The organism is Cellulomonas sp. Leaf334 (assembly GCF_001424195.1).
In the GTDB taxonomy this organism is placed as follows: Bacteria; Actinomycetota; Actinomycetes; order Actinomycetales; family Cellulomonadaceae; genus Cellulomonas.
The window spans coordinates 252,258-268,317 of record NZ_LMOO01000005.1 but is presented as its reverse complement, the minus strand read 5'-3'; the positions used below and the strand labels follow the sequence as shown (position 1 = coordinate 268,317).

Annotated in this window: 13 protein-coding genes; 9 read left to right on the top strand and 4 right to left on the bottom strand. The window is 73.0% G+C overall.

Going from position 1 to position 16,060, the window contains the following annotated elements; translation table 11 throughout:
- Positions 1–11 precede the first annotated feature (11 nt).
- The 3 genes from ASF78_RS23405 to ASF78_RS11695 all read left to right on the top strand — a co-directional run bounded on the left by ASF78_RS23405 (position 12) and on the right by ASF78_RS11695 (position 4,163).
- Positions 12–1,169 (top strand): DUF4190 domain-containing protein, encoded by a 1,158-nt coding sequence (locus ASF78_RS23405; protein ID WP_156374145.1) that lies wholly within the window; start codon positions 12–14, stop codon positions 1,167–1,169.
- The gene (locus ASF78_RS11700; protein ID WP_369816337.1) at positions 1,088–1,843 is read left to right on the top strand and encodes a DUF4190 domain-containing protein; all 756 of its coding nucleotides are present in this window, start codon (positions 1,088–1,090) and stop codon (positions 1,841–1,843) included. The genes ASF78_RS23405 and ASF78_RS11700 overlap by 82 nt, the downstream gene beginning before the upstream one ends.
- Before the next feature lie 67 nt (positions 1,844–1,910).
- Entirely contained in the window at positions 1,911–4,163 is a 2,253-nt protein-coding gene (locus tag ASF78_RS11695) for a glycoside hydrolase family 3 C-terminal domain-containing protein (RefSeq protein ID WP_056589227.1), read from the top strand.
- Positions 4,164–4,193: 30 nt separating this feature from the next.
- Here the strand turns inward: ASF78_RS11695 and ASF78_RS11690 are convergent, their stop codons facing one another.
- Both ASF78_RS11690 and clpB read right to left on the bottom strand, forming a co-directional pair.
- Entirely contained in the window at positions 4,194–4,814 is a 621-nt protein-coding gene (locus ASF78_RS11690) for a TetR/AcrR family transcriptional regulator (RefSeq protein WP_056589224.1), read from the bottom strand.
- A gap of 61 nt (positions 4,815–4,875) precedes the next feature.
- Complete coding sequence (clpB, locus tag ASF78_RS11685) at positions 4,876–7,464, bottom strand: ATP-dependent chaperone ClpB (protein ID WP_056589222.1); 2,589 nt, start codon at positions 7,462–7,464, stop codon at positions 4,876–4,878.
- Between the two features lie 108 nt (positions 7,465–7,572).
- On the opposite strand from clpB, the gene ASF78_RS11680 reads away from it, so the two are divergent.
- Both ASF78_RS11680 and ASF78_RS11675 read left to right on the top strand, forming a co-directional pair.
- Positions 7,573–8,523, top strand: coding sequence for an alpha/beta hydrolase (locus ASF78_RS11680; RefSeq protein WP_056589219.1), 951 nt, complete (start codon positions 7,573–7,575; stop codon positions 8,521–8,523).
- Positions 8,520–9,404 carry a YhjD/YihY/BrkB family envelope integrity protein gene (locus ASF78_RS11675; protein WP_056589216.1) on the top strand — a complete coding sequence of 295 codons (885 nt, stop codon included), beginning with the start codon at positions 8,520–8,522 and terminating at the stop codon, positions 9,402–9,404. The genes ASF78_RS11680 and ASF78_RS11675 overlap by 4 nt, the downstream gene beginning before the upstream one ends.
- On the opposite strand, the gene ASF78_RS11670 is transcribed toward ASF78_RS11675, so the two are convergent.
- On the bottom strand, positions 9,394–10,701 hold the full coding sequence (locus ASF78_RS11670; RefSeq protein ID WP_082495002.1) for an ion channel protein: 1,308 nt from the start codon (positions 10,699–10,701) through the stop codon (positions 9,394–9,396). The two genes, ASF78_RS11675 and ASF78_RS11670, sit on opposite strands and share 11 nt — an antisense overlap.
- 31 nt (positions 10,702–10,732) lie before the next feature.
- Positions 10,733–11,722, bottom strand: coding sequence for a cation diffusion facilitator family transporter (locus ASF78_RS11665; RefSeq protein ID WP_082495001.1), 990 nt, complete (start codon positions 11,720–11,722; stop codon positions 10,733–10,735).
- Positions 11,723–11,812: 90 nt separating this feature from the next.
- On the opposite strand from ASF78_RS11665, the gene ASF78_RS11660 reads away from it, so the two are divergent.
- From ASF78_RS11660 to ASF78_RS11645, 4 genes are all read left to right on the top strand, one after another.
- A complete protein-coding gene (locus ASF78_RS11660) occupies positions 11,813–12,595 on the top strand; it encodes a VOC family protein (RefSeq protein WP_056589213.1) in 783 nt (260 codons plus the stop codon).
- Positions 12,596–12,627: 32 nt separating this feature from the next.
- Complete coding sequence (gene trmB, locus ASF78_RS11655) at positions 12,628–13,368, top strand: tRNA (guanosine(46)-N7)-methyltransferase TrmB (protein ID WP_082495000.1); 741 nt, start codon at positions 12,628–12,630, stop codon at positions 13,366–13,368.
- A gap of 67 nt (positions 13,369–13,435) precedes the next feature.
- Complete coding sequence (locus tag ASF78_RS11650) at positions 13,436–14,281, top strand: LysR substrate-binding domain-containing protein (protein WP_056589210.1); 846 nt, start codon at positions 13,436–13,438, stop codon at positions 14,279–14,281.
- Positions 14,282–14,523: 242 nt separating this feature from the next.
- A complete protein-coding gene (locus ASF78_RS11645; protein ID WP_056589208.1) occupies positions 14,524–16,053 on the top strand; it encodes an APC family permease in 1,530 nt (509 codons plus the stop codon).
- The last annotated feature ends 7 nt before the right edge of the window (positions 16,054–16,060 follow it).

Genomic DNA, 16,060 nt, shown 5'->3' with positions numbered 1-16,060 from the left:
ACCGTGCGCGCATGAGCAACGAGCCCGGGGGGCCGGCTCCGGTTCCCGACCCCTACGCCGTCCCCGACCCGGCCCCGACGGCCCCCATCCCGCCCAGCGGGTACGAGGCCGTCCGCACGCCGGTCGCGGAGACCGAGCCCTCCGGCGTGCCGCCGACGGAGCCTCTGCCGGCGGCCGCCCCCGCCCCGGCACCGATGCCCTACGGCGAGCAGCAGACCGGTGCCGCGCCGCAGTACACGACCCCGCAGCCCCAGTACGGGGCACCGCACCCTCAGTACGGGGCTCCGCAGCCGCAGTACGGAGCACCGCAGTACGGAGCACCGCAGCCGCAGTACGGAGCACCCCAGTACGGCGCGCCCGGGTACGGACAGGCGCCGCCGCCGTACGGTGCGCAGCCCTACGGGTACGGCCAGCCCTACGTCACGCCGCCCACCGAGGGCATGGCGATCGCGTCGTTCGTCACCAGCACGGCCGGCCTGCTGTTCCTCGGCGGGCTCCCGGGCCCGGTCGGGCTCGGGCTCGGCATCGCGGCGCTGCGTCGGATCAAGGTCAACGGCAAGGCGGGCCGCGGGTGGGCCATCGCCGGCATCACCATCGGTGCGTTCGGGATCCTGTGGCTGCTCGCGATCGTCGCGTACATCATCTTCGTCCTCGCGCTGTTCGCCAGCGCGGGCAGCTCGTCGGGCTTCTGGGACGAGTTCGAGCAGGGGTTCGAGGAGGGGTACCAGGACGGCACGGACGACGGCGCCACCAGCGGGGACACGGGCTCCGCGCTGCCCGACTTCGCGCTCCGCACCGACCTCACCGCCGGGACCTGCCTGACCACGTACTCGTACGAGTACGACATGGCGGACACCGACCCGGTCGACTGCGCCGTCCCGCACGAGGCCGAGGTCGTCGCGCTCGTCCCGATGTCGGCCGCGGTGAGCCTCGACCCCGAGGACGAGTACGACACGGCGTTCAACGACGCCTGGGACGCCTGTGACGCCCTCACCGAGTCGCTCGTCCCCGACTACTTCGCCGACGGCACCATCGAGCTCTACTACCCGCACCCCGACGACTTCGCCGACGGTGTCACGTCCGCCTACTGCGTCTACTACGGCGACACGGCGGGCATGACCGGGTCCGCCGTGAGCGGCACCCTTCAGCTCGCAGGCGCTGGGGCGTAGTCCTGAGCGACTCTCGCGACACCGACGGCTACCCGCAGACGCACTACGCGCCCGGGTGGGCGGAGCCACGCGCCACGGTCGAGCCGACTGCGGTCTGGTCGCTGGTCACCGGGATCCTCGGGCTCGGTCCGGTGGCCCTGGCGCTGGCGGTCGTGGCGTTCCGGCGGATCGCGTCGCGGCGCACCCGCGGGCGCGGTCTCGCGATCGCGGGCGCCGTCCTCGGCGTCGTCGGGACGGTCGCCCTGGTCGTCGGGGTGACGGTCGCCGTGCTCACGGTGATGGCCACGCGTCCGCTGCCGGCGGACGTGCCCGCCGCGCGGGACGCTCGTGCGCAGCAGCTGGTCACGGGCAACTGCGTGCTGACGGTGCCCGACGACGGACCGGTGGACACCGTCCGGGTGGTCCCGTGCGCCGAGCCGCACGAGGCTCAGGTGGTCACCGAGTTCACGTTCGCCCCGGATGCGGTGTGGCCGGGGCAGCAGTCCGCCGACGCCCGGGTGGCCCGCGCGTGCGTGCTCGATGCCGACGAGGTCGCCGCCGGGGTGCGGACGGTGACGTGGTCGCCGACCGAGCGCTCGTGGGCGGACGGCGACCGGGTGGGCCTGTGCCTGGCCGTGCTCGACGGCGGCGGGATCACGGGCTCGTTCCTGGACCGGACAGCGCAGGTCCCCTGACACTTACCACGTGGTAGGTAATCGGCTAGGGTGGCGGCGACGCACCCCACCGAGGAGGTACCCGGCAATGTCGCAGGTCTTCGACGTCGAGCGCACCATCGACCAGGTCCTGGCTCAGCTGACCCTCGAGGAGAAGGCGTCCCTGACGTCCGGCTCCGACTTCTGGCACACCCAGGGCGTCGAGCGGGCGGGCGTCCCCGCGGTGATGGTCTCCGACGGCCCGCACGGCCTGCGCAAGCCCGCGGACGACGGCGACCAGCTGGACCTGGGCGACTCGGTCCCCGCCACGTGCTTCCCCACCGCTGCGGCGCTGGGCTCGTCCTGGGACGTCGACCTGCTCACCCGCGTCGGTGAGGCGCTCGGCCGCGAGACGCGCGCGAACGACGTCTCCGTCCTGCTGGGCCCGGGCGTCAACATCAAGCGCACCCCGCTGTGCGGCCGCAACTTCGAGTACGTCTCCGAGGACCCGGTGGTCGCCGGCGAGCTGGGCGCCGCGCTCGTGCGCGGCATCCAGAGCCAGGGCGTCGGGACGTCGCTCAAGCACTACGCGGCGAACAACCAGGAGTCGGACCGCATGCGCGTGTCCGCCGAGGTCGACGAGCGCACCCTGCGCGAGATCTACCTGCCCGCGTTCGAGCGCGTCGTGACGAAGGCCCAGCCCTGGACCGTGATGTGCGCGTACAACAAGGTCAACGGCACGTACGCGTCCGAGCACCACGAGCTCCTCACCGCGATCCTGCGCGACGAGTGGGGGTTCGAGGGCCTCGTCGTGTCCGACTGGGGGGCCGTGCACGACCGGGTGCCCGCGCTCGCGGCGGGGCTCGACCTGCAGATGCCGTCGGCGGGGACGCGTCCCGACGACCAGGTCGTGGCGGCCGTCCGCGACGGGTCGCTCGACGAGGCGGTGCTCGACGTGGCCGTGCGGCGCGTGCTCCGGCTCGTCGCGCAGAGCCTGCCCGCCCTGTCCACGCAGGACACGTACGACGTCGACGCCCACCACGCGCTGGCCCGCGAGGCCGCCGCCGCCGGGTCGGTGCTGCTGAAGAACGACGGCGGGCTGCTCCCGCTCGCCTCGACCGACGGGGTCGTCGTGGTCGGCGAGTTCGCACGCACCCCGCGCTACCAGGGGGCCGGGTCCTCACAGGTCAAGCCGACCCGGCTGGACGCCCCGCTCGACGCGCTGCGGGCGGTCGGCGCGGACGTGCCGTTCGCGGCGGGGTTCACCATCGCGGGCGGGCCGGACGGGTCGGACGACGACCTCCTCGCCGAGGCCGTGGCTGTCGCGCGCGGCGCCGGGACCGTCGTGGCGTTCCTCGGGCTGCCCGGTCCCGACGAGTCCGAGGGCTACGACCGGCCGCGCCTCGGCCTGCCCGACAACCAGGTCGCGCTGCTGCGCGCGGTCGCCGCGGTCAACCCCCGGGTCGTCGTCGTGCTCGCCAACGGGTCGGCCGTCGGCGTGTCCGGCTGGCGCGACCTGGCCCCGGCGATCCTCGAGACGTGGCTCGGCGGCCAGGCGGGCGGCTCGGCCGTCGCGGACCTGCTGCTCGGCGTCCGCAGCCCGTCCGGCAAGCTCACCGAGACCGTCCCGCACCGCATCGAGGACACCCCGGCGTTCGGGAACTTCCCCGGCGAGGCCGGCGTCGTCCGGTACGGCGAGGGCGTCCTGGTGGGCTACCGCTGGTACGACACCCGCGCGATGGACGTCGCCTACCCGTTCGGCCACGGGCTGTCGTACACGACCTTCGCGTACGACGCGGTCACCGCCTCCGCCGCCGGCACGGACGTCACCGTGACCGCGACGATCACCAACACCGGCGCGGTGGCGGGCGCCGAGGTGGTCCAGGTCTACGTGCGCGACCCCGAGGCGTCCGTCCTGCGCCCGACGCGCGAGCTCAAGGCGTTCACCAAGGTGCACCTGGAGCCCGGCGAGTCCCGGCAGGTGTCGTTCGACCTGGTAGCGCGCGACCTCTCGTACTGGCACCCCGGGCTGCGACGCTGGGTGGTCGAGGGCGGCGAGCTCGTCGTCGAGGTCGGGGCGTCGTCGCGTGACCTGCGCGGGTCGGTGTCGCTCACGGTCGAGGGCGAGCCGCTGTGGGGTGAGCTCACGCCGATGTCGACGGTCGCGGAGTGGTTCGCGCACCCCGTCGGCGGGCCGCTCCTGCAGGCCGCCCTGGTGCCGCCCGCAGACACGCCGCCGCTGGACGACACCATGCAGGCGATGATCCTGCAGATGCCCGCCAAGGTGATCGCCGACTTCGGCCTGTCCGGCTTCGACCGCGACGTCCTGGACACGCTGGTCGCCCAGGCCGCAGCGGGCTGACGGGCGCACGCGTCGCGCGACGGCTCCTGCTCAGTCCGTGAGCAGGGTGGCCACGTGGGCGCGCAGCGTCATCGCCATGTCCAGGCGGTCGTCCGGGGCGTCGGCCGCCAGGAGCCACTGGATCTGCAGGCCGTCCATGACCGCGACCGTCAGGCGGGACGCGGTCAGCGGGTCGATCCCCGGGCGGAGCTCGCCCGCGACGCGGCGGCGCTCGAACTCGGCGCGGCCCCCGTCGACCACCCGTCGGTACCGCTCCTGGAAGTAGGCGTGCGCGGGGTGGTCCGGGGACGTGGCCTCCGCGGACAGCGTGGCGAACAGCTCGACGATCCCGGGGCGCGACGCGTTGCGCTCGATCACCCGCACCAGCGCGTCGACGTAGTCGTACCCCGCGTCGAGATCGGCCTCGAACGCGGTGTCGTCCACCTCGTCGCGACGCTCGAGCACCGCGGCGAGCAGGACCGCCTTGCTGGCGAAGTGGTGCAGCAATCCGGGGTGGGAGATCCCGACACGCGCCGCCACCTCACGCAGTGACGCGGTGCGGTACCCGACCTCGCCGAACAGCTGCATGGCGACGTCGAGGATCTCCTCGCGGGTGGCGCGGCCCTTGGCGTAGCCGCCCGACCTCGCGCTGGTGGGAGCCTCGGTCGTCATGCGTCCCAGGATGCCAGGCCGACACGAGCACGTCGGGCCGGTGGTGGGGATCGGCGGACGGTCAGCCGCCCACCACCAGGCCGTCCTCGCCGCGGTCGACCACCACCGTGTCCCCGTCGTGGACCTGCCCCGCGAGGATCTGCCGGGCCAGCCTGTCGCCGATCTCGCGCTGCACCAGCCGGCGCAGCGGCCGGGCACCGTAGGCGGGGTCGTACCCCTCCAGCGCCAGCCACTCGCGCGCCGCGGGCGAGACCTCCAGCGTGAGGCGCCGGTCCTTGAGGCGCTTCGCCAGCGCGGCGACCTGCAGCTCCACGATGTGCCCGAGCTCGTCGAGCGACAGCGGGTCGAACAGGACCACGTCGTCGAGACGGTTGAGGAACTCCGGCTTGAACGACGAGCGCACCGCGGACATGACCGCCTCGCGCTTCTCGTCGGCGGACAGCATCGGGTCCACCAGGAACTGCGAGCCCAGGTTCGAGGTGAGCACGAGGATCACGTTGCGGAAGTCGACCGTGCGGCCCTGACCGTCGGTCAGGCGGCCGTCGTCGAGCACCTGCAGCAGCACGTCGAACACCTCGGGGTGCGCCTTCTCGACCTCGTCGAAGAGGACCACCGAGTACGGCCGGCGGCGCACGGCCTCGGTCAGCTGCCCGCCCTCCTCGTACCCGACGTACCCGGGGGGCGCGCCGACGAGCCGGGCGACCGAGTGCTTCTCGGCGTACTCCGACATGTCGATGCGGACCATCGCGCGCTCGTCGTCGAACAGGAAGTCCGCGAGCGCCTTGGCCAGCTCGGTCTTGCCGACGCCGGTGGGCCCGAGGAACAGGAAGGAGCCCGTGGGCCGGTCGGGGTCGGACACTCCCGCGCGGGAGCGGCGGACGGCGTCGGAGACGGACGCGACCGCGGGCCGCTGCCCGATGAGCCGCTCCCCGAGGACCTCCTCCATGCGCAGGAGCTTGGCGGTCTCACCCTCCAGCAGCCGCCCGGCGGGGATGCCGGTCCACTGCGCGACGACGTCGGCGACCTCGTCGGGTCCGACCTTCTCGGCGATCATCGGCGGGGCCTCGGGAGCGGCGTCGATCGCCTCCTCGTCGGCCTCCGCAGCCGCGATCTGCTCCTGCAGCGCGGGCAGCTCGCCGTACTGGATGCGCGCGGCACCGGCGAGGTCACCCTCGCGCAGCAGCCGCTCCGCGTCGGAGCGCAGCGTGTCGAGGCGCGCCTTCAGGTCGCCGACGAGGTTGTGCCCGGCCTTCTCCTTCTCCCACCGCGCGGTCAGCGACGCGAGGTCCTCGCGGCGGTCCGCAAGATCCTTGCGCAGGCGGTCCAAGCGATCTTGAGAGGCAGGGTCGTCGGACTCGGAGAGCACGACCTCCTCCATCTCGAGCCGGGTCACGGCACGCTGGAGCTCGTCGATCTCGATGGGCGACGAGTCGAGCTCCATGCGCAGGCGTGACGCGGCCTCGTCGACGAGGTCGATGGCCTTGTCGGGCAGCTGGCGGCCGGTGATGTACCGGTCGGACAGGGTCGCGGCGGCGACCAGCGCGGAGTCGGCGATGGTGACCTTGTGGTGCGCCTCGTACCGCTCCTTGAGCCCACGCAGGATGGCGACGGTGTCCTCGACGGACGGCTCGCCGACGAACACCTGCTGGAACCGGCGCTCCAGGGCGGGGTCCTTCTCGACGCGCTCGCGGTACTCGTCGAGCGTCGTCGCGCCGACGAGGCGCAGCTCGCCGCGGGCCAGCATGGGCTTGAGCATGTTGCCCGCGTCCATGGCACCCTCGCCGCCCGCTCCGGCGCCGACGACGGTGTGCAGCTCGTCGATGAACGTGACGACCTCGCCGTTGGACCCGGTGATCTCCGCGAGCACGGCCTTGAGCCGCTCCTCGAACTCGCCGCGGTACTTGGCACCGGCCACCATCGCGGCCAGGTCGAGCGCGACGAGCTTCTTGCCGCGCAGCGACTCGGGGACGTCCCCGGCGACGATCCGCTGGGCAAGCCCTTCGACGACCGCGGTCTTGCCGACGCCGGGCTCGCCGATGAGGACGGGGTTGTTCTTGGTGCGCCGGGACAGCACCTGCACGACGCGGCGGATCTCGGAGTCGCGCCCGATGACGGGGTCGAGCTTGCCGTCGCGGGCCTGCTGCGTGAGGTCGACGCCGTACTTCTCGAGCGCCTTGTACGTGCCCTCGGGGTTCGGCGTGGTGACGCGCGCGGACCCGCGGACGGTCGGCAGCGCGGCGGCGAGCGCCTCGCGGGACGCCCCCTGCGCGCGCAGGGCGTCGGCGACGCCGGACTGGCCGGTGGCGAGGCCGAGCAGCAGGTGCTCGGTGGAGACGTAGTCGTCGCCGAGCGAGCGGGCCTCGGACGAGGCGGCCTCGAGCGCGGTCGACGTGCCGCGCGACGCGGACGGCTGGGCGACGGTGGAGCCGCTGCTGGCGGGCAGGCCGACGAGCATGCCGCGCACGGCACGGCCGAGCGCGGTGCGGTCCGCGCCGACGGCGTCGAGCAGCCCGTTGGCCACGCCGCCCTCCTGCTGGAGCAGGGCGTTGAGCACGTGCGCGGGCTCGAGCTGCGGGTTGCCCGCGGCCGACGCCTGCTGGATGGCGTCGCCGAGGGCCTCCTGGGACCGGGTGGTGAACTTGGCGTCCACGTGACCTCCTGAATGATCGACTGCTCGTGGCAACGACGGCCGGAGTTGAGTCTATTCCGCTCAACTCTACGGACCACCCGGGGAGCCGCCCCGTGCGACGATCACGCCATGACCGACGACGTCGACGTGCTCGGACCCGGCTGGACCGCCCGCACCCTCCCCCTGCGCCCCGACGGCGGCACACCGGACCCGGTTGCCACTCTGGTCCATCGAGAGGGCTCCGACAGCACAGCCAGCCGACGCTCGTTGCTGTATGTGCACGGTTTCGTCGACTACTTCTTCCACACGCAGTTCGCCGACACGCTCGCCGCGCACGGCTACGACGTGTACGCGCTCGACCTGCGCGACTACGGCCGGTCCATCCGCGACGGCCGGCCGCCCAACCACATCACCGACCTGGGCACGTACGCGGAGGAGATCGACGCCGCGATCCGGGCCATCCGCGCGGACCACGACGAGATCGTCCTGCTCGGCCACTCGATGGGCGGGCTCGTCACCTCCCTGTGGGCCGACGCGCGCCGCGGCACGGGCCTCATCGACGCCCTCGTGCTGAACAGCCCGTGGCTGGACCTGCGCGGGTCGTGGTTCGAGCGCACGGTGTTCACGGCCGTGCTCAAGGGCGTCGGCAAGATCGCCCCGGGCGTCGTCGTCGGCAAGGTCGGCCCGTTCTACGGACGCGCCCTGCACGAGGGCACCGGCGGCGAGTGGTCCTACGACCTCGCGTGGAAGCCGCTGGACGGGTTCCCGGCACGCGCCGGGTTCGCCCGGGCCGTGCGCCGGGGCCATGCGCGCGTCGCCCGCGGCCTGGCCGTCGACGTGCCCGTGCTGCTCCTGGCGTCCGACGCGTCCGGTCCCGACGACGCCTGGCACGACGCCCTGGTCACCACCGACTCGGTGCTCGACGTCGCGGACATGAAGCGGCTCGCCCCGAACCTCGGCCCCGACGTGACGTTCGTCGAGATCCCTGGCGGCGCGCACGACCTGGCCCTGTCCCCCGCACCGGCCCGCGACACGTACGTCGCGGAGGTCCTCGCGTTCCTGGACGCCCGGCTGCCGTGACCACCACCGTCGAGCGTGCTCGGGTACGCGCCCTGCGGATCGCGGCGCGCTACCGCCGCACCCCGTTGGGCCGCCTGGTGCAGCGCACGGTCGACGGCTTCGTGGCCATCGAGCCGTTCGACCGCGCGATGACCCTCGCCGCGCAGGCGTTCGTCTCGATCGTGCCGGTGATGATCGTGATGGCTGCCCTCCGCCCGGCCGAGCCGGGCTTCGGCTCCTTCATGGCCGACTCGATGGGGCTCTCCGACGCCACGCGTGACGCCGTCGCGGGAAGCGTCACGACCGACGCCACGGTGGGCAGCAGCGTCGGGATCATCGGCCTGCTCGTCGCGCTCCTCAGTGCCACGGCGTACTCCCGGGCCCTGGAACGCATGTACGCGAAGGTGTGGCACGTCCCTCGGCCCGGGCTGCGGTCCGCGTGGCGGTGGCTCGCGACGGTGCTCGCGGTGATCCTGGCGGTCGGGCTGCTGGGCCTCACGCGCGAGGCCACGGAGGGGGTGCCGCTGCCTGCGCTGTGGGACTTCGTCGTGCGGATGATCGTCTGGACGGTCGTGTGGACGTACGTGCCGTGGGCCCTGCTGCGCGCCCAGATCCCCGTGCGTGCGCTCGCGTTCACGGGCGCGGTCACGGCGTTCTTCATGTGTGTCCTGAGCGTCGTCGGCATCGTGTACCTGCCGATCGTCCTGGAGGCGGGCGCGAGGCAGTACGGCGTGCTCGGCCTGGTGTTCGCGTACATCGGCTGGCTGTTCGCGTTCAGCTTCGCGCTCGTGCTGGCCACCGTCGTCGGCCGCGCGTGCGCCGAGGACGAGGGCGCGCTCGGGCGGCTGGTGCGGGGCCGTCGCAACGACGACGCCACGGCGCCTCGCGTGCTCACGGAGTAGCGGGAGCCGGCTCGGGTGCAGGGTCCGCGGGCGCCACCAGCGCCGGTCGGTTGGTCACGATCAGCCACGCCGCGAGCGTCGCCAGCACGACGGGGATGAGCAGCGTCACCTGCGGCACCACGGCGATCGCCATGAAGATGCTCAGCCATCCGTTGCGGGTGGCGGCGACGACGATGCCGACCACGGCGGCAGACACGGCGAGCGCGAGCGGCACCGCGTCCCACGCCTGGTGGATCGCGAACCCGAGCGCGACCCCGACGAACAGCGCCGGGAAGATGCGCCCGCCCCGGAACCCGGAGGTGGCCGCCACGAGCATGGCCAGGAGCTTGATGCCGGCCATCGCGAGGAAGCCCAGCGCGGTCGTCGTCGCAGCCAGCCCGGGCAGCTCCTGCATCTGCGACAGGCCCTTGAACAGGGTGACCTCGCCGCCGAGCGCGCCGAGCAGGCCAAGGAGCAGGCCGCCGGTGGTGAGCATGAGGACCGGGTGGCCGATGCGTCGGAACAGCCGGTGCATCGGCACGAACAGGTACACCGCCACGAGGCCGAGCAGGGCCGCGCCGACCGAGATGGCGATCGCGATGCCGAGGTCGTCCAGGCCGCCGTACGTGTAGTCGGGGACGGACACGGCCAGGTCGAGGTCCTCCAGCTGCATCATCGTCAAGGACCCCGCGGTGGCCGCGACGAGCGGCGGGAACAGCCTGTCCCACAGCGGGACGCGGCGGTCGCCCGGGTCGAGCTCGGAGAACAGCAGGGCCGCCGCGACGGGCGTGCCGAACATCGCGCCGATCGTCCCCGCGACGGCCATCATCAGCCAGATCGGGGCCTTCACCTTCGGCAGGAACCGCATCCCGAGCCCGACCGCGAGGCCGACGTTGATGCCGATGATCGGGTTCTCCGGACCCAGGCTCACGCCGCCCGCGAGCATCAGGACCAGCGCGAGGGCCAGCCCGGGCAGCACACGCAACGGCAGCGGCTCCGCGACGAGCTCGAGGGTCGCCGGGTCGGGTCCGGCGTGGCCGGGCACGTACCGGACGACGAGCCCGATCAGGAGGCCGGTCGCCGTCAGCACCCCGATGATCCACAGGGCCGAGTCCGACGACACCCCGACGGCCGCGCTCAGGTCGTCCCAGATCCAGTGCTCCAACAGGCTGGCCAGCCGGCTGAGACCGAGCAGCGTCAGGGCGGACCCGATCCCGACCAGCACGGCGGGCACCGCGAGCCGGAGCAGGTTCAGCACGGGCACCCGGAACGGCTCGGTCTCGGTCTCGGTGGCCGGCGAGGGCTCCTGCGTCGTCATGTCGGGACTCCTTCGGCGGTGGTCGAGGACGTCACAGGGCCGGGTCCTGCGGCTCGGACAGGGAGAGCGTCGCGCCGACGACGGCGCGCGACCGCGCCAGCCGGCGCTCCAGGGTGGCCAGCACGTGCGATGCCTCGTCCTCCCGCGGGTTGCCCGTGAGGTCCACCGCGCCCGTCAGGTAGACCTGCCGGGCACCCACGAACTCCAGCCGCAGCTCGGTCACCCGCTCCACCTCCGGCAGGGCCAGAAGTGCACGGACGGCAGCGGCGTTGGCGCGCGGGTCGGCCACCTGGCCGACGAGGAACCGGCGGTTGCGGTCGATGAGGACGACCGCGACGACCGCGAGCAGCACGCCGACCAGGATCGACCCCACCGCGTCCGGTACCGGCGATCCCGTGACCTGGTGCAGCCCGATCCCGAGCGTCGCGATGAGGATGCCGACCAGGGCGGCCGCGTCCTCGAAGAACACCGCGCGCACGGTCGGGTCGGAGGTCGCCAGGACGTGGTCCAGCAGGTCGCGCTCCTGCGTCGCCGCGGCGCGCTTCGCCTGTCGGGACGCCTGCAGGAACGAGATCCCCTCCAGCACGAACGACACCGCGAGCACCACGTACGCGACGACGAAGTCACCGGCCGGCTCCGGGTCGACCAGCTCGGAGATGCCGTGCGTGATCGACACCCCCGCACCGACCGCGAACAGCCCGATCGCCGCGAACAGCGACCACACGTACACCTCCCGGCCGAAGCCGAAGGGGTGCTCCTTGTCCGCCGGCTTGGCGGCGCGGCGCTGCGCGATGATGAGGAAGACCTCGTTGCCGGTGTCCGCCCACGAGTGCGCGGCCTCCGCGAGCATCGACGCCGACCCCGTGACGACCGCCGCCACGGACTTCGCGACAGCGATGAGCAGGTTGGCGCAGAACGCGACGACGACGGTCAGGACGCTCTCCGAGCCGGAGTCCTCCGGATCGGAGCGTCCGGCGATGTCGACCGGCGGCCCGGCGGCGTCGTCGGGTGCGTCGGCCATGAGACGTGAGTAGCACACGGGCCGGGTGATGTCTCCCCTTCCGGGGCCTCGCGGGTGCATCTGCCCTGGTCCGGGTGTTGGGTGGTCCCCATGACCACTCGTCGCGAGGCCTGGCCCCCCGGAACCCCGGCCTGGGCCGACATCACCGTGCCCGACCTGGCGGTCGCGCGCGCGTTCTACGGGCCCCTGCTCGACTGGCAGTTCGAGGTCGGCGGCCCGGAGACCGGCTACTACACGCAGGCGTTCGTCGGCGACCGGCGCGTCGTCGGGCTCGGCGAGCCCATGGGCGACGACCCCGCCCCGCCCCCCGCCTGGTGCGTCTACCTCGCCAGCGACGACCTCGCCGCGACGGTCGCTGCCGTCGCCGACGCCGGCGGCACCGAGGTGGTGCCGGCGATGCCGATCATGGACTTCGGCAGCATGGCGATCGTCGCCGACACCGCCGGGGCCGTCTTCGGCATCTGGCAGGCCGCGTCGCACACCGGCTGGGACGTCACCGACGAGCCCGGCTCCATGGTGTGGTGCGAGGTCCTCGTGCACGACCAGCCGACCGCCGTCGCGTTCTACCAGCAGGTGTTCGGGTACGACGTCGAGGACCTCAGCGCCCCCGGCTTCACCTACACGTCCCTGTCCCTCGACGGCCACCCTGCGGCCGGGGTCGGTCGCTACGGAGCCCAGGCGGGGACCGACGCACCCGCCGCGTGGACGATCTACTTCGCCGTCACCGACACCGACGCCTCGGCCGCGCGCGTGACCGAGCTGGGCGGACGGGTCGTCAGCCCGCCGACCGACAGCCCGTTCGGTCGCATGGCGATCGTGGCCGGACCGTTCGGTGAGGTCTTCGCGCTCATCACGCCCACCGCCGGGTCCTGACGGCCTCGCGGCGGCACCTAGGCTGGCGGATCGTGAGCCTCCCGTCCGACGCGTTCCGGCACGTGGCCGCGCGCCCACACGAGCCGCTGCGCACGTTCCACCCGCGCCGCGCCCCCCTGGGCCGCGAGCGCGAGGACGCCCTGCGGTTCCTGTGGCCGCGGCTCGGGTTCTCCGTGCACGACGCGGACTCCCCGATACCCCTCACCGCCGACGGCCGGTTGGACACCGTCGCGCTGTTCGGCCGCCCGGCGCCGCTCGTCCTCGAGATCGGCTCCGGTATGGGCGAGACGACCGCCGCCATGGCCGACGCGGACCCGTCGCGCGACTACCTGGCCGTCGAGGCCCACCTGCCTGGCGTCGCGAACCTGCTGGGCCTGCTCGACCGCGCCGGCCTCACCAACGTCCGCATCGCCCACGGCGACGCCCTCGACCTCGTGCGGACCGTCCTGCCCGAGAAGTCGCTCGACGCCGTCCACGTGTTCTTCCCCGACCCGTGGCCCAAGGCCCGCCACCACAAGCGCCGGCTCGTGCAGCCGTCCCACGTGGCGCTGCTGCGGTCGCGGTTGCGCGTCGGCGGCACCCTGCACTGCGCGACCGACTGGGTGGACTACGCCGACGCGATGCTGGAGGCGCTCACCGCGGACCCGTTCCTGGAGAACACCGCCGACGGTTTCACGCCGCGCCCCGCGCACCGACCCGTCACCAAGTTCGAGCAGCGCGGCCTCGACCTGGGCCACGAGGTCCGTGACCTGGTCTTCCGGCGGGTGCGATGAGCACGCCCACCCCCGCACCGCGCGGTCCGGCCGTTCCGACGACCCTCCCGGCCACCCGGAGCACCCAGTGACCGCGCCCGTCGTGTTCCGGCTCGCGCTCGTCCCGGGCGTCAACCCCGACCGCTGGCTGCGCGTCTGGCAGCAGCGGCTGCCGGACGTCCCGGTCGAGCTCGTGCACACGTCCCCCGACGCGGCCGTGACCCTCCTGCGGTCCGGCGGCGCGGACGTCGCCCTCGTCCGGCTGCCCGTCGTCGGTGACGACCTGTCGACGATCTCCCTGTACACCGAGGCCACGGTCGTCGTCGTGCCCAAGGACCATGTGGTGAGCGTCGTGGAGGAGGTCGACGCCGCCGACCTCGACGACGAGACGCTCCTCGTGCCCCTCGACGACCAGCTGCACTGGGCCGACCCACCGGGCACCCCGTTCGCCGGTGACCCCGTTCCCACGACGGCCGACGCGATCGACCTCGTCGCCGCCGGCATCGGCGTGATCGTCCTGCCGCAGTCGCTCGGCCGCCTGCACCAGCGTCGCGGGCTCACGGCCCGCGTCGTGCGCGACGCCCCCGGGTCCGCCGTCGGTCTCGCCTGGATCACCGACCGCTACGACGACCTGACCGAGGAGATCATCGGCATCGTCCGCGGCCGCACCGCCACGAGCTCTCGCGGCCGCGGCGCCCCACCACCCGTCGAGCCGACCGGTCGCGGTCGCCGGGCGGGCGGGTCGTCCGCAGGCACCGCGACATCGGGCAAGAGCGGCGCGTCGGGCAAGAGCGGCGCGTCGGGCAAGAGCGGTACGTCGGGCACGAGCGGTACGTCGGGCAAGAGATCCGGCAAGGGTGGGTCCGGGCGGTCGTCGTCGACCCGCTCGTCGTCGAAGAAGCCCAACCCCCGCAAGCCCCGCCCGGGCCGCTGACCTCCGGCCACCTCTACGCCTCCCTTCAGCGCCGACCAAGCCATGAGTGCCGCTACGGCGCGATCTCGCGTCACCCATGGCTCGTTCGCGGTCGAGCCGGGGGCGAAGCCGACACGGGTGACGTCATCCACCCGTTCGCGGTACTCACGTCGGGTTCGAGGGCTCCGGTCCGGCGCGCGGCGACCCCGCGGGAGTACTGTCCGTTTCCGGGGGCACCGCGACGACGCGAGCCGGGAGGTCCGATGAGCAGTGCCGTGACCGACGAGTCCCCTGCGCCCACGAAAGGGCTGAGCACCGGCAGCCTCGGCCTCTGGGGCAACACCGTGATCGGCCTCGCGTCGACGGCCCCGGCGTACTCGCTGGCCGCGACGCTCGGCTACGTGGTCCTGGCTGTCGGTGAGAAGTCGCCGGCCATGTTCCTCATCGCGTTCGTCCCGATGCTGCTGACCGCCATCGCGTACCGCGAGCTCAACTCGGTGATGCCGGACTGCGGCACCACGTTCACGTGGGGCTCGAAGGCGCTCGGGCCGTGGGTCGGCTGGATGGGCGGCTGGGGCGTCGCCGTCTCCGGGATCATCGTGCTGGCCAACGTCGCGGAGGTCGCGGCCGTCTACTTCCTGCGCGCGTTCGGCCTGGACGAGGTCGCCGAGAGCCGCATCGCGGTCCTGCTCCTGGGCGTCGGGTTCATCGCGGCGATGACGTGGGTGAGCTACCGCGGGATCATCGTCAGCGAGCGGCTGCAGAACGTGCTCGTCGTGTTCCAGTTCATCGTGCTCGGCGGGCTGAGCATCCTGGCGCTCTGGAAGGTCTACGGCGGGACCGCCGGGCCGCAGGCGGTGCTGCCGGAGTGGTCGTGGTTCAGCCCGGTGGGACTGAGCTCGTCGGCCATCGCCGCCGCCGTCATCCTGTGCCTGTTCATCTACTGGGGCTGGGACGCGTGCCTGGCCGTCAACGAGGAGACCAAGGACCTCGCGCGCACCCCCGGCCGCGCCGCGGTCCTGGCCACGGTCATCCTCCTGGTCACCTACTGCCTGGTCGCCGTCGCGGTCCAGGCGTACGCGGGGTTCGGCACGACGGGGATCGGCCTGAACAACGAGGCCAACATCGACGACGTCGTCACCGTCCTCGGCGGCCCCATGCTCGGCCCCGTGATGGCGTTCGTCCTGCTGCTCGTCATCGCGGTGTCCGCCACCGCGTCGACGCAGACCACCATCCTGCCGACCGCCCGCGGCACCCTCGCGATGGCCGTCTACAAGGCCGTGCCCGGGCAGTTCGCGCGCGTGCACCCCGTGTTCAAGACGCCGTCGTTCTCCACGATCGTCATGGGCGTCACCGCGGGCCTGTTCTACATCGTGCTCAAGCTGCTCAGCGAGGACGCGCTATTCGACTCGATCGCGTCACTCGGTCTCGCCGTGGCGTTCTACTACGCCGTGACCGCGTTCGCGTGCGTCGCGTACTTCTGGCGCTCCATCTTCCGCAGCACCCGCAACTTCTTCCTGCGCGGGCTGTTCCCCGTGCTCGGCGGCCTCGGGATGGTGTGGGCGTTCGGCATCTCCGCGCGGGACATGCTCGACCCGGACTACGGATACACCAGCTTCGGCGGCGTCGGCGGGGTGTTCGTCATCGGCATCGGGATGCTCGCCCTCGGCGTGCCGCTGATGGTGGCGTGCGCCGCGCGGATGTCGCTGCGGCCGTTCTTCCGCGGCGAGTCGCTCAACCGCGACACCCCGGTCCTGGTCCCCGACTTCGACCCGCCCCACGGAGGGCTCTGACCGGTCC

What these genes read in the sequence shown, in the direction of transcription:
- ASF78_RS11665 (WP_082495001.1), bottom strand. Translation starts at nt 11,722, where the DNA reads ATGGCCGACGCACCCGACGACGCCGCCGGGCCGCCGGTCGACATCGCC.
- ASF78_RS11680 (WP_056589219.1), top strand. Translation starts at nt 7,573, where the DNA reads ATGACCGACGACGTCGACGTGCTCGGACCCGGCTGGACCGCCCGCACC.
- ASF78_RS11695 (WP_056589227.1), top strand. Translation starts at nt 1,911, where the DNA reads ATGTCGCAGGTCTTCGACGTCGAGCGCACCATCGACCAGGTCCTGGCT.
- ASF78_RS23405 (WP_156374145.1), top strand. Translation starts at nt 12, where the DNA reads ATGAGCAACGAGCCCGGGGGGCCGGCTCCGGTTCCCGACCCCTACGCC.
- ASF78_RS11690 (WP_056589224.1), bottom strand. Translation starts at nt 4,814, where the DNA reads ATGACGACCGAGGCTCCCACCAGCGCGAGGTCGGGCGGCTACGCCAAG.
- ASF78_RS11660 (WP_056589213.1), top strand. Translation starts at nt 11,813, where the DNA reads ATGACCACTCGTCGCGAGGCCTGGCCCCCCGGAACCCCGGCCTGGGCC.
- ASF78_RS11645 (WP_056589208.1), top strand. Translation starts at nt 14,524, where the DNA reads ATGAGCAGTGCCGTGACCGACGAGTCCCCTGCGCCCACGAAAGGGCTG.
- ASF78_RS11670 (WP_082495002.1), bottom strand. Translation starts at nt 10,701, where the DNA reads ATGACGACGCAGGAGCCCTCGCCGGCCACCGAGACCGAGACCGAGCCG.